Genomic DNA, 13,457 nt, shown 5'->3' on the forward strand with positions numbered 1-13,457 from the left:
CATGATGAAAAAGATTTTAAGTGTATTCTTTCTTGCCTGTTGTTCTTGCATTGTAATGGCGCAAGACAATGTGATCGATGAAATTGTGTGGGTGGTAGGAGATGACGCTATTTTACGTTCGGATATTGAGACGCAGCGTTTGTATAATCAAAACGAGGGGGTCCGTTTGGATGGCGACCCGTATTGCGTGATCCCGGAGCAGATGGCGATACAGAAACTATATCTGAATCAAGCTAAGATCGATAGTATTACCGTGAACGAGAACCAAGTGATCCAGAGCGTGGATCAATGGATGAACATGGCTGTGAACCAAATCGGGTCTCGCGAGAAATTGGAGGAATATTTCGGTAAGAAATTTTCCCAGATCAAGGATGAGCGTAAGGAGATGGTGCGGGAGCAGCAGGTAGTGCAACAGATGCAGCATCAATTGATCGGCGAGATCAAGCTGACACCTTCTGAGGTGCGTAAATATTTCAGCCAGTTGTCTCAGGATAGCCTGCCGAACATCCCTACGACAGTAGAGGTGCAAATCGTTACCTTGGAACCGAAGATTCCGTTTGAGGAAACAGACGCTATCAAGGCCCGCTTACGTGATTTCACGGAGCAAGTTAATTCCGGCAAGATGGAATTCTCCACGTTGGCCCGTTTGTACTCGGAAGATCCGGGTTCGGCGTCTCGAGGTGGTGAGCTGGGTTTCATGAGCAAGACACAGCTGTTGCCGGAGTTCGCGAACGTCGCATTCAACTTGAAAGACCCGAAACGTGTCTCCCAGATCGTACAGACGGAGTATGGTTACCATATCATCCAATTGATCGAGAAGCGTGGAGACCGTATCAACTGCCGCCATATCTTATTGAAACCGAAGGTTTCCGATAAGGAGTTGGCGGATGCTACCACTCGTCTGGATTCATTGTACAATGATTTGCAGGCGAATAAGTTCACGTTTGAGGAAGCCGCTACATTCGTCTCTTATGACAAGGATACACGTAATAATAAGGGTTTGATGGTAAACCAAGATTACGAGAGCAGCAATATGGGAACCCCTAAGTTCGAGATGCAAGAACTTCCGCAGGAAATCGGTAAGGTGGTATATGGCATGAAAGTCGGAGAGATCTCCAAGCCTTTTACCATGTTGACGAACAAGCAGAAAGAGGTAGTAGCTATTGTTAAGCTGAAAGCTCGGACGGAAGGACATAAGGCGAATTTGGCCGATGACTTCCAAGCTTTGAAAGCGATCGTAGAGGCTAAGAAACGTGAGGAATTATTGAACGACTGGATCACGAAGAAACAAAAATCAACCTACGTGCGTATTAGTGACGGTTGGAGGAATTGTGATTTCAAATATCCGGGCTGGATTAAGGAATGAGACTAATTAACAGGTTATTTCTAGCGCTCTTATCGTGTGCTTTATCGGTTGGCGTATTCGCGCAAACGCAAGATAGCACGGTGGTAGCCGCCAAAGATAGTGTCGCTCCCAAGAAGACGAAGGTCTTTTTGGAACATGCGAATACGCTTTCGTTCGATAAGGAGAGGAACGCCGAGGCTCAAGTACTGAATGGTGATGTTTGTTTTCGCCATGATAGTTCGTATATGTATTGCGATAGCGCATATTTCTTTGAGCAGACCAATTCCTTGGAAGCGTTTAGTAATGTCCGGATGGAACAAGGGGATACCTTGTTCGTGTATGGAAATTACCTGTTTTACGATGGAAATACCCAGATCGCTTATTTGCGGGAGAATGTCCGCATGGAGAATGGGCAGGTTACCTTGTTTACGGATAGCTTGAACTATGAGCGAATCCCGGATATCGGATATTATTTCGACGGAGGTCTGATTGTCGATTCCTTGAATCAGCTCTCTTCTTTTTACGGGCAATATTCGCCTAGTACGAAATTGGCTATCTTCAATGATAGCGTCCGTCTGGAGAATGAGCAATTCACGTTGTATTCCGATACCTTGCATTATAATACGGACTCGAAGATCGCCACGATCCTCGGACCATCCATTATCGTGTCGGATAGCGGCACGATCTATTCTTCTAGGGGTTGGTACGATACCGTGAATAATACCTCTTTGCTATTGGATCGTTCTCAGGTGGTTTCCGGCGACCGTATCTTGACGGGCGACTCTATCGCCTATAACCGGGAACTGGGTTTTGGGGAAGCGTTCGGTAATATGAGTCTGCAAGACACGGCGCAGCATGTCATGCTGGAAGGCCAATATGGCTTTTACAATGAGAAGACCGAGTATGCTTTCGCTACGGATAGCGCTCGTTTCTTGGAATTCAGCCAAGGGGATACATTGTTTCTGCATGGTGATACCTTGAAGATGACTACGGTGGATTCCCTTTATCGGGAGGTGAAAGCTTATTACGGCGTCCGTTTCTATCGGACGGATATGCAAGGTGTTTGCGATTCGATGCAGTTTAATACAAGAGACTCTATATTATATATGTATACGGACCCTATCGTTTGGAATGAACAGTATCAGATCTATGGGGATACGATCTTGATATTTATGAATGATAGCTCGATCGATTTCGCTCACGTGAAGCAATTCGCTTTCGCGATACAGCAAATCGATTCTACTGCGTTCAATCAATTAAAGGGAAATGACTTGAAGGCTTATTTCGAGGGACAGGTCGTGAATCAGATCGATGTGTCGGGCAACGCCGAATCGATTTTCTTCCCATTGGAGAAGGACGGTTCGATGGTCGGCATGAACGAGACCAAGAGCGGTTTCCTTACGATCTGGCTAAAAGACAATAAGTTGGATAAACTGAAGATCTGGCCGACTCCAACAGGTACGATGACCCCTATTCCTGATTTGAAGCCCGACCAGAAATACTTGAAAGACTTTTATTGGTTTGATTATATCCGTCCGAAAGATAAGGATGATATTTATCAGGTCGTGAAAAGAAAAGCTCAAGATGCTCCGAAAAGAAGCAATAAATTCGTACATTAGCGTCGTATTCATAATTAATAGGTAAAGCTATGGCACTTTTCTCGTTTTATAACATGCGTAAACCGCGTCAATATGATCATAAGCCTATTTATTGGGACCCCCATAAGGAAGCCTTGGAGGAACGTATAAGTAAGGTCAAACGTGAAATGGGTGTAGAGGAATCGTTGGAGGAATATAAGCCGCATATCAAGGGAACTTTTATTGAAGGCACCTCACATTTGAAGAGAAGCGTGGGGCGGGGCGAGGATTCCCGGGCTCGTAAGTATAAGAATGTGAAACTGGCGGTAGCCTTGGCTGTCTTGGCTGCTTTCTTTTGGTATTTGTTCTGGTAATGAGCGATATCATTCATTTACTTCCGGATCATATCGCCAATCAAATCGCGGCGGGAGAGGTGATTCAACGTCCGGCCTCTGTCGTTAAAGAGTTGGTCGAGAATGCGGTGGACGCTGGCGCTTCCAATATCCAAGTGAACATTAAGGATGCGGGTAAGACATTGATACAGGTGATCGATGACGGGAAAGGTATGTCCGAGACGGATGCTCGCATGGCTTTTGAGCGGCACGCTACTTCTAAGATTTCTACGGCCGAGGATTTATTCTCTTTGCATACGATGGGTTTCCGGGGTGAGGCATTGGCCTCTATCGCCGCTGTCGCCCATATAGAGTTGCGTACCCGGGCTAGGGGGGCGGAGCTTGGTACCTGCCTGTCCATCGCGGGGTCTAACTTGGAGAGTATCGAGCCGGAGGCTTGTAACGAGGGAAGTATCTTCTCGGTAAAGAATCTTTTCTTTAATGTTCCCGCCCGCCGGAAATTCTTGAAGTCGAATGAGACGGAATTCCGGAATATCATCAATGAGTTCGAGCGAATCGCCTTGGTGAATCCGCAGGTGGGTATGTCTCTTTATCATAATGACGCGGAGATATTCAATCTGCCCGAGTCGGGGTTACGTCAGCGCATCATTAATATATATGGTAAGAGTTTAAACCAGAAGTTGCTCTCTCTGGATGCCCAAAGTTCCATGGTGACTATTTCCGGTTTCGTGGGGCGTCCGGACTCGGCGAAGAAGCGGGGGGCATTGCAGTTCTTTTTTGTGAATGGCCGTTATATGAAGCATCCTTATTTCCATAAGGCGATCATGCAGGCTTATGAGCAATTGATTCCAGCCGGGGATATGCCGAATTATTTCGTTTATTTCACGTTGGACCCCTCTTCGATCGATGTCAATATCCATCCGACGAAGACAGAGATTAAGTTTGAGAACGAGCAACCGATCTGGCAGATCCTGATGGCCGCTACCCGGGAGGCGTTGGCTAAATCGAGCGCTATCCCTACGATTGATTTCGACGTGGAGGATGCGATCGATATTCCTGTTTACAACCCGGTCAAGAAAAGTGAGCCTAGTACTTATAAGGCCCCGAAAGTGCAAGTGGATTCCAGTTATAATCCGTTTGACACTACTTCCTATAAAAAACCGGAATTCGATTGGTCTAAATTATATCAAGGGTTTGAGAACGATCGAGTGGCTGCCCAACTGGAGTCCGAGAGTTTCGAGGATGCCCCGATCGAGGAATTGCCGGCCGAGGCTTCGAACCCGGAAAACCTGTTTACGGAGGTAAGTAATCCTTGCTATCAATATAAAGGGCGATATATCGTGACATCCTTGAAATCGGGTCTGGCGATTATTGACCAGCATCGTGCGCATGTGCGTATCTTGTTTGACCAATACCTGTCGAATATCCGTCAGCAGCAAGGTGTATCCCAACAAGTCTTATTCCCGGAGATCGTAGAGTTTACCGCTGCCGAGGCGGCTGTACTGCCTTCCTTATTGGAGGATTTGCGCTTCGTCGGCTTTGATCTGAGCAATCTGGGAAATGACAATTACGCGATCAATGGCCTGCCCGCCGGCATAGAAAACCTTGATCCGGTAAATTTGGTAAAGGATATCGTGGACCGGGCGATCGAGACCGGATGCGAGGTGCATGAGAAGATCTGCGAAGCCATCGCCTTGTCTTTAGCGAAAGCCGCCGCTATCCGTCCCGGCAAATCCTTATCCTCGGAAGAGATGGATCATCTGATCGCCTCCCTATTCTCTTGTCCGGACTCGAACCTGACCCCGGATGGAAAGACGATTATCTCCATGCTGACAGATGAGGAGCTGGAGAGAAGATTTAAGTGCTAGGGATGATTTCGATGACATACGTTTCATTGGCCGCATTTGCTTGTGCTACAGCTAAATCCTGTGAAACGTGTGAAGGGTGAGCGGCACTACTTGATAAAGATTGCCATAGCGGGTGTGTTTACGCTCTATATGGAGGGCGGTCAGTACCTTTCCGAAATTGCTTGCCGTGCTACTGCGCATGGCTGCTGGGTTCTTTTCCTTTAATATCTGGAAAATGGAGGCAGCTGATAGTGGATGTACATTTAGGTCTCCCGGACATGCGGCCCGGAAGCAGGCGTGGAACACATCTTCCTCGATCGGACGTTTATAGAAAGCCTCATTCGATCGCATGATCGCCTCCTCCTCTGCGGAGGTGAACCAATGGCGCTCTCCTTTTTGTAACTCGTTTTTCAGCTGGGCGTAGATTTGATCATGCTCGATACCTTCGCAATTAATCTTGCTTTGCACCTCCACGCATAGGAAACGGCGGCTTCCCGTGGGGTCGCTTAATAGGTTCTTCTGGTTCGTAGTGCCAATAAATGAGGCTAGGCGGGGTAGGGGGTGGAAATGCTTGGCGTGTGCCTTACGTACGTTCATCCCGGCCATCTGCATCCAATTTTTCAGCAAAGCCATTTTACGGTCGGGCAACCGGTCGAACTCATCGAGGTTGATGAGTCCGAACCCATCCATTGCGAGGCCAAGGCGAGCATCCAGCGATGAAACCCCTCCACCCATAACGGTTCTGAGGAGACCCGTCGTGCCAGATCGCTTACCCGGTCTTTCCCGTCCCATTCGGGTAACCGTTCCATATATTGCCGGAAAGGATGATACTCTTTTACTTCTTTTGAATATACGAAACGATTCACATCCCGATCCCAGCAATCGATCCCCATCCGTCTTGCCTCCATGCAAATGCTGTTCAGGTCGCGTTGCGTCACCGGATAGAAGCGATCCGCTTCTGATCGTTTGTATCGATATTCAGTCTCCTCGCTCAACAAGTTGAAACGGAACTCGATGATTTCTTGGAGGAAAGTCCCCAGACTCTTTTGAAGGATTGAGTTATTGTCGCTAAATCGTTTGGCTTTACCTTCGGTTTGGTGTGGTATGGTGATTGGCCCGTTCGGTTTTAAGAAGCGAAGCCATAGCTGGCCTAAAAAATCCAATACAGTTTTCATGATACTATGTTTTAGAGGTTATTTTTACCGTTTTCTTCTGCGAAGAAAGGTTGTTAACTTGAAGTTTTCCAAATATTTATATTATCATTTGAAATAAAAGTAATTTGTCCAAAATACTAGGAAGAACTCTTGTTTAGGTGGTATGAATGTAATACCTTTGTTAAGTGCCTATAATCTTTTCACCTATGTGAAAAGAACGTATCACAATCATGAAACGATCGTTTCACATAGGTGAAAAGATCATATCACCCTTGTGAAATGACTAATAGCATACGATGTTCTTATGAATAACCTTTTAATCTCATACTAGATATATGGCAGCAAAATATGACTTTTACAAGACTCCGGTATCGAAGGATAGCATGAAGCGTCCTCGTTTTCACGCACGTATCGTATCATCCGGCACGATCGATACGGATGATCTGGCCAAACGTATCCATGGTCGATGTACCGTCACGCCGGCAGACGTAGCCGCCGTGCTTATCTCTTTAAGCGAGGTGACAGCGGAATATTTGCGTGAAGGAAAACGTGTACATATCGATGGGTTGGGGTATTTGCAAGTCACGTTGCAATGCCCGGCCGTACAATCCACGCACGAGATACGTGCGGAGTCCATCCGTTTCAAGTCCGTGGCTTTCCGTCCTGAGGTAGAGCTGAAAGATAGCTTGAAGACGATGACGCTGGAACGAGCCAAGTACAAATCCCATTCCCGCCAATTGGAGCCTGAGCGCATCGACCAATTGCTCGCAAGCTATTTTGCCGAGCATGAATATATGACCCGTGTTGCTTTCCAGCGGCTTTGCGGACTGACGAGTAGTACGGCCAGCCGCCGTCTGCATCAATTCGTCGAGGCGGGTAAATTGCGTGATATCGGCACCCGCCACCAGTCGCTTTACGTGGCGGCTAGGTAAATCGTCGATCCGATCCCATTGCTTTCACAGGCTTCACAGGAACTCGTTTGATTTAAGGGGATTGAGTTTGTGTGAAGCCCGTGACGCATGAAACTTATCGGTAAATAGAGATAGTAAATGTTAAATATTAATAAATACAACAAGAGCCTACCTTGCCAAACGGGAACAAATATGTACCTTTGCACCGTTTTTAGTGCGGAGTATACGAAAAAAACAGGCACAACTTATTGATTGTCCGAAAATAATGCGTAACTTTGCGGCTCGAAATAGGAAAAGATTAGATAAATAATAATAACACATTCAAAGTTTAAAAAAAAGAAAGAAATGCCTACAATTCAGCAATTAGTTAGAAAAGGAAGGGAAACTTTGGTGGAGAAGGGTAAATCACCCGCATTGGACGCTTGTCCTCAAAGACGTGGCGTTTGCGTACGTGTTTACACTACGACTCCGAAGAAACCTAACTCTGCAATGCGTAAAGTAGCGAGAGTACGTTTGACAAATGGTAAGGAAGTTAACTCCTATATTCCGGGAGAAGGACACAACTTGCAAGAGCACTCTATCGTATTGGTACGTGGTGGTCGTGTAAAGGACCTTCCGGGTGTGCGTTATCACATCGTACGTGGTACGTTGGATACAGCGGGTGTTAACGGCCGTACGCAAAGACGTTCCAAATATGGAGCTAAGCGTCCGAAACCGGGTCAAGCAGCAGCTGCCGCAAAAGGTAAGAAGAAGTAATTAATTACATGCCTTCAAACTGAGATTTAAATTTAAGTATTAAAACAGGTTTGAGTTATTTGGATAGGCTATAAGGTTGAGTAAATGGTTCAGCGGAACCGTTGAAGACAAATTAAAGGCAACCAACGACAAGAACAAATTTTTGAAAACAAAATGAGAAAAGCAAAACCAAAGAAAAGACAGATCCTTCCGGATCCTGTTTTCGGTGATGTAAAGGTTACGAGATTCGTTAACCATTTGATGTATGATGGCAAGAAAAATACTGCCTTCGAAATTTTCTATTCCGCTTTGGAAACCGTTAAGGGCAAATTGCCTAACGAGGAAAAGTCCGCTCTCGAAATTTGGAAAGCTGCGCTTGATAACATTACTCCTCAAGTCGAAGTTAAGTCACGCCGTGTAGGTGGTGCTACATTCCAAGTCCCTACTGAAATCCGCCCGGATCGTAAAGAGTCAATTTCTATGAAGAACCTTATTATCTTCGCACGTAAACGTGGAGGTAAGACTATGGCTGATAAGTTGTCTGCAGAGATTGTAGATGCTTTCAATAACCAAGGTGGCGCATTCAAAAGAAAAGAAGATATGCACCGTATGGCTGAGGCTAACCGTGCGTTCGCTCACTTCAGATTTTAATTTTTTAAGGCAATAAAAAGAATATGGCAAACAACGATAAGCAATTGATGTTCACTAGGAACATCGGTATCATGGCTCACATTGACGCTGGTAAGACAACGACTTCTGAACGTATCTTGTTTTACACAGGTTTGACACACAAGATCGGTGAGACTCATGATGGTACTGCTACAATGGACTGGATGGCGCAGGAGCAGGAGCGTGGTATCACGATTACTTCCGCTGCTACGACTACATTCTGGAACTATTTGGGCAACCGTTATAAAATCAACTTGATTGACACTCCGGGACACGTAGACTTCACGGTTGAGGTTGAACGTTCTCTTCGTGTATTGGATGGTGCTGTTGCTACATTCTGTGCCGTAGGTGGTGTTGAGCCCCAGTCTGAGACTGTATGGCGTCAGGCTGATAAATATAATGTACCTCGTATCGGTTACGTTAATAAGATGGACCGCTCGGGTGCTAACTACTATGAGGTAGTACGCCAATTGAAGGACGTATTAGGAGCTAATCCTTGTCCGATCCAGATCCCTATCGGAGCTGAGGAGACTTTCAAGGGTGTTGTCGACTTGATCAAGATGAAGGCTATCTTCTGGCACGACGAGACTATGGGTGCCGAGTATAGCGTTGAAGAGATCCCGGCAGACTTGCAAGCTGAGGCTGAGGAATGGCGCGATAAGATGCTTGAGGCTTTGGCTGAGTGCGACGACGCTATCATGGAGAAATACTTCGATGATCCTTCTACGATCACGGAAGAGGAGATCATGGTTGCTATCCGCAAGGGTACGTTGGCTATGCAGATCAACCCGATGACTTGTGGTTCTTCTTTCAAGAACAAAGGTGTACAGACTTTATTGGATGCAGTTTGCGCGTTTTTGCCTTCTCCTGAAGATACTCCGGCTATCGAGGGTACGGATCCTTCAGATCCTGATAAAATAATCACTCGTAAACCTTTGTTCGAGGAGCCGTTGACGGCGTTGGCATTTAAGATCGCTACCGACCCGTATGTAGGTCGTTTGTGCTTCTTCCGTGTATACGCAGGTTCTATCAACGCTGGTTCTTATGTGTTGAACACTCGTTCCGGAAAGAAAGAGCGTATCTCGCGTTTGTTCCAGATGCACTCTAACAAGCAGAACCCGATGGAGGTGATTGGTTGTGGTGATATCGGAGCAGGTGTTGGTTTCAAGGATATCCGTACAGGTGATACGCTTTGCGACGAAAACCATCCGATCACATTGGAGTCTATGGAATTCCCGGAACCGGTTATCGGTATCGCTGTAGAGCCTAAGACTCAGAAAGACATGGATAAGTTGGGTATGGGCTTGGCTAAGTTGGCCGAGGAGGATCCTACTTTCCGCGTACAGACAAACGAGGAGACAGGTCAGACCGTTATTAGCGGTATGGGTGAGCTTCACTTGGATATCATCATCGACCGTTTGCGTCGTGAGTTCAAGGTTGAATGTAACCAAGGCCGTCCGCAGGTTACTTATAAGGAGGCTATCACGCAGCCGGTTGAGCTTCGCGAGGTTTACAAAAAGCAATCTGGAGGTCGTGGTAAGTTCGCAGATATCATCGTTCGTATGGAGCCGGCAGACGAGAGCTTCGAGGGTACTTTGCAATTCATCGATGAGGTGAAGGGTGGTAACATTCCTAAGGAATTCATCCCGTCCGTACAGAAAGGTTTCGAGAAGGCTATGAAGAACGGTGTGTTGGCTGGTTATCCGCTTGACAAGTTGAAAGTGACTTTGATCGATGGTTCTTTCCACCCGGTAGACTCAGACCAGTTGTCTTTCGAGATCGCTGCTATCCAAGCGTTCAAGAACGCTTCCGCTAAGGCAGGTCCTGTATTGATGGAGCCGATCATGCAGATGGAGGTTGTTACTCCAGAAGAGAGCATGGGTGACGTTATCGGTGACTTGAACAAGCGTCGTGGACAAGTTGAGGGTATGGAGACTAGCCGTACGGGAGCTCGTATCGTGAAGGCTAAGGTTCCATTGGCTGAGACATTCGGTTATGTGACAGCTTTGCGTACGATTACTTCAGGTCGTGCTACATCTTCAATGCAGTTCTCACACTACGCTCAAGTATCCTCTTCTATCGCTAAGCAAGTATTGACAGAGGTGCAAGGTCGCGTTGATTTGATCAAATAATATTTAGAAACATATAATAAATATGAGCCAAAAGATCAGAATTAAATTGAAGTCTTACGATTATTCTCTGGTAGACAAGTCTGCCGAGAAGATCGTAAAGACGGTAAAGGCTACAGGTGCTATCGTTAGCGGTCCTATACCTCTTCCTACGCACAAACGTATCTTTACAGTGAACCGCTCTACTTTCGTTAACAAGAAATCTCGTGAGCAGTTCGAACTCTCTTCTTATAAGAGATTAATCGATATCTATAGCTCAACTGCGAAGACAGTTGACGCTTTGATGAAGCTAGAATTACCTAGCGGTGTAGAAGTAGAAATTAAAGTGTAAGTTTTTAACAATTAGTGAAATGCCAGGATTATTAGGAAAAAAAATCGGAATGACATCCGTTTTCAGTGCCGAGGGAAAAAATCTTCCATGCACTGTTATCGAAGTGGGTCCTTGTGTGGTTACACAGATCAAGACTTTGGAGAAAGATGGCTATGAAGCTGTACAGTTGGGTTTCCAAGAGAAGAAAGAGAAGCACACGACACAGCCTGAGATGGGTCACTTCAAGAAAGCCGGTGTAGCACCTCAAAGACACTTGGCCGAGTTCAAGAATTTCGAAACTGAGTACAAGTTGGGTGACGTGATCACTGTAGACTTCTTGGAAGACGCAGGTTTCGTGGATGTAGTGGGTACATCAAAGGGTAAAGGTTTCCAAGGTGTAGTAAAACGTCATGGTTTTGGTGGTGTAGGTCAGACTACTCACGGTCAGCATAACCGTGCTCGTAAGCCGGGTTCTATCGGTGCTTGTTCTTACCCCGCAAAGGTATTTAAGGGCATGCGAATGGGCGGCCAGATGGGTAACGAACGTGTAACCGTTCAGAATCTTCAAGTGATCAAGGTAATGCCGGAACACAACCTTTTATTGGTAAAGGGATCTGTTCCAGGAGCAAAAGGTTCAATCTTATTAATTGAAAAGTAATGGAACTGAGCGTATTTAATATTAAAGGTGAAGATACCGGAAGAAAGGTAACTTTGAACGATGCGATCTTCGGCATTGAACCCAACGATCATGCTATTTACTTGGACGTAAAGCAGTATTTGGCAAATCAACGTCAGGGAACGCATAAGTCTAAAGAGAGAAGCGAAGTATCTGGTAGTACACGTAAGCTGATCCGTCAGAAAGGTGGTGGTGGCGCACGTCGTGGTGATATCAACTCTCCGGTGTTGGTTGGTGGTGGCCGTGTATTCGGTCCGAAGCCTCGTGATTATGAGTTCAAGCTGAACAAGAAAGTAAAATCTTTGGCTCGTAAGTCAGCATTGAGCTACAAGGCAAAGAACAATGCGATTGTTGTCGTAGAGGATTTCACAATGGAAGCTCCTAAGACTAAAGAATTTATAACAATTGCTAAAAACTTGAAAGTGGCTGATAAAAAGTTACTTATGGTTTTACCGGAGAAGAATAATTTAGTATATTTGTCCGCTCGAAATTTAGAGAAGGCAAGTGTAATAACTGCTTCTGAACTAAATACATACGCTGTGTTAAACGCTGTTAATTTGGTTTTAACGGAAAGTTCAGTCGCTGTTGTTGAACAAAATTTTAAAGCATAAGGAGTAGAATAATGGGAATTATTATTAAGCCTATAGTAACTGAGAAACAAACAGCGATCACAGAGAAATTTCCGAATCGCTATGGTTTTCGTGTTTCTCCTGATGCCAACAAATTGGAGATAAAGAAAGCTGTAGAGGACATGTACAGTGTTACAGTAGTTGATGTTAACACCATCAACTACTCTGGAAAGCGTAAAAGCCGTTATACAAAATCAGGTATCATCAACGGCAAGCAAGCTGCTTTCAAGAAAGCGATCGTAACGTTGAAAGAAGGAGAAACAATTGATTTCTTTAGTAATATCTAAAAAGAGAAATGGGAATACGTAAATTAAAGCCCACGACACCGGGGCAGAGACACAAAGTTATTGGTGCATTTGATAAAATCACTGCAAGTACACCAGAGAAGTCTCTTGTAGTAGGTAAGAAGAGTACAGGTGGACGTAACAACACTGGTAAGATGACAATGCGTTATATCGGTGGCGGTCACAAACAAAAGTACAGAATTATCGATTTCAAGAGAAACAAAGATGGCATTCCTGCGACAGTAAAGTCTATCGAGTATGATCCTAACCGTTCATCTCGTATCGCTTTGTTGTATTACGCTGACGGAGCAAAGAGCTATATCATCGCTCCGAACGGATTGGAAGTTGGCCAAACAGTGGTTTCAGGTAGCGACGCCGCTCCTGAGGTAGGTAATACTTTGCCTATGGCAAATATTCCCGTTGGTACTATTATTCACAATATTGAGCTTCGTCCTGGACAGGGTGCCAAAATGGTACGTTCCGCAGGTGCATTCGCTCAGCTGACTTCAAAGGAAGGCGCTTATGCGATTATTAAGATGCCTTCTGGTGAAACTAGAAAGATTCTTGCGGCTTGTAAGGCTACAATTGGCGCAGTTGGCAACTCAGACCATGCTCTTGAAAAATCAGGTAAGGCCGGTCGCTCTAGGTGGTTAGGTCGTCGTCCTCGTAACCGTGGTGTTGTTATGAACCCGGTTGATCACCCAATGGGTGGTGGTGAAGGTCGTTCTTCCGGAGGTCATCCTAGATCCCGTAATGGCTTATATGCTAAGGGCTTGAAGACTAGAGCTCCTAAGAAGCATTCTTCAAAGTATATTATTGAAAGAAGAAAGAAATAATC

15 protein-coding genes are annotated in these 13,457 nt (G+C 45.6%); 13 read left to right on the forward strand and 2 right to left on the reverse strand.

The window, feature by feature from the left end; all coding sequences use genetic code 11:
• Window position 1: 1 nt before the first annotated feature.
• Genes DW205_RS03835 through mutL form a run of 4 tightly spaced genes read left to right on the forward strand, consistent with a single transcriptional unit; the run spans window position 2 to window position 5,143 of the window.
• On the forward strand, window positions 2–1,366 hold the full coding sequence (locus tag DW205_RS03835; protein WP_008778716.1) for a peptidylprolyl isomerase: 1,365 nt from the start codon (window positions 2–4) through the stop codon (window positions 1,364–1,366).
• On the forward strand, window positions 1,363–2,964 hold the full coding sequence (locus DW205_RS03840) for an OstA-like protein (RefSeq protein ID WP_005867109.1): 1,602 nt from the start codon (window positions 1,363–1,365) through the stop codon (window positions 2,962–2,964). Before DW205_RS03835 ends, DW205_RS03840 begins: the two co-directional genes overlap by 4 nt.
• A gap of 29 nt (window positions 2,965–2,993) precedes the next feature.
• A complete protein-coding gene (locus DW205_RS03845; RefSeq protein WP_005867110.1) occupies window positions 2,994–3,296 on the forward strand; it encodes a hypothetical protein in 303 nt (100 codons plus the stop codon).
• The gene (mutL, locus tag DW205_RS03850) at window positions 3,296–5,143 is read left to right on the forward strand and encodes a DNA mismatch repair endonuclease MutL (protein ID WP_005867111.1); all 1,848 of its coding nucleotides are present in this window, start codon (window positions 3,296–3,298) and stop codon (window positions 5,141–5,143) included. Before DW205_RS03845 ends, mutL begins: the two co-directional genes overlap by 1 nt.
• A gap of 51 nt (window positions 5,144–5,194) precedes the next feature.
• On the opposite strand, the gene DW205_RS22450 is transcribed toward mutL, so the two are convergent.
• Window positions 5,195–5,812, reverse strand: a complete 618-nt coding sequence (locus DW205_RS22450; protein WP_229105707.1) for a DUF3874 domain-containing protein — start codon at window positions 5,810–5,812, stop codon at window positions 5,195–5,197.
• Window positions 5,743–6,297, reverse strand: coding sequence for a hypothetical protein (locus DW205_RS22455; RefSeq protein ID WP_005867113.1), 555 nt, complete (start codon window positions 6,295–6,297; stop codon window positions 5,743–5,745). Before DW205_RS22455 ends, DW205_RS22450 begins: the two co-directional genes overlap by 70 nt.
• 314 nt (window positions 6,298–6,611) lie before the next feature.
• Here DW205_RS22455 and DW205_RS03860 point away from each other — a divergent pair, with 314 nt between their 5' ends.
• From DW205_RS03860 to rplB, 9 genes are all read left to right on the forward strand, one after another.
• Window positions 6,612–7,208 carry an HU family DNA-binding protein gene (locus DW205_RS03860; RefSeq protein WP_005867114.1) on the forward strand — a complete coding sequence of 199 codons (597 nt, stop codon included), beginning with the start codon at window positions 6,612–6,614 and terminating at the stop codon, window positions 7,206–7,208.
• Window positions 7,209–7,532: 324 nt separating this feature from the next.
• Complete coding sequence (gene rpsL, locus DW205_RS03865; RefSeq protein ID WP_005853956.1) at window positions 7,533–7,943, forward strand: 30S ribosomal protein S12; 411 nt, start codon at window positions 7,533–7,535, stop codon at window positions 7,941–7,943.
• A 153-nt stretch (window positions 7,944–8,096) separates the two neighbouring features.
• On the forward strand, window positions 8,097–8,573 hold the full coding sequence (gene rpsG, locus DW205_RS03870) for a 30S ribosomal protein S7 (RefSeq protein WP_005853957.1): 477 nt from the start codon (window positions 8,097–8,099) through the stop codon (window positions 8,571–8,573).
• A 23-nt stretch (window positions 8,574–8,596) separates the two neighbouring features.
• Window positions 8,597–10,723: an elongation factor G gene (gene fusA, locus DW205_RS03875; protein WP_005853959.1), complete on the forward strand. Its 2,127-nt coding sequence runs from the start codon at window positions 8,597–8,599 to the stop codon at window positions 10,721–10,723.
• Between the two features lie 22 nt (window positions 10,724–10,745).
• Window positions 10,746–11,051, forward strand: a complete 306-nt coding sequence (gene rpsJ / locus DW205_RS03880) for a 30S ribosomal protein S10 (protein ID WP_005853961.1) — start codon at window positions 10,746–10,748, stop codon at window positions 11,049–11,051.
• A gap of 19 nt (window positions 11,052–11,070) precedes the next feature.
• On the forward strand, window positions 11,071–11,688 hold the full coding sequence (gene rplC / locus DW205_RS03885; protein WP_005853963.1) for a 50S ribosomal protein L3: 618 nt from the start codon (window positions 11,071–11,073) through the stop codon (window positions 11,686–11,688).
• Window positions 11,688–12,317 (forward strand): 50S ribosomal protein L4, encoded by a 630-nt coding sequence (rplD, locus tag DW205_RS03890; RefSeq protein WP_005853966.1) that lies wholly within the window; start codon window positions 11,688–11,690, stop codon window positions 12,315–12,317. Before rplC ends, rplD begins: the two co-directional genes overlap by 1 nt.
• A gap of 11 nt (window positions 12,318–12,328) precedes the next feature.
• Entirely contained in the window at window positions 12,329–12,622 is a 294-nt protein-coding gene (rplW, locus tag DW205_RS03895; RefSeq protein WP_005853968.1) for a 50S ribosomal protein L23, read from the forward strand.
• An 8-nt stretch (window positions 12,623–12,630) separates the two neighbouring features.
• On the forward strand, window positions 12,631–13,455 hold the full coding sequence (gene rplB, locus DW205_RS03900) for a 50S ribosomal protein L2 (RefSeq protein ID WP_005853970.1): 825 nt from the start codon (window positions 12,631–12,633) through the stop codon (window positions 13,453–13,455).
• Window positions 13,456–13,457 lie beyond the last annotated feature (2 nt).

It is taken from the genome of Parabacteroides sp. AM17-47, assembly GCF_003434625.1.
GTDB lineage: Bacteria > Bacteroidota > Bacteroidia > Bacteroidales > Tannerellaceae > Parabacteroides > Parabacteroides distasonis.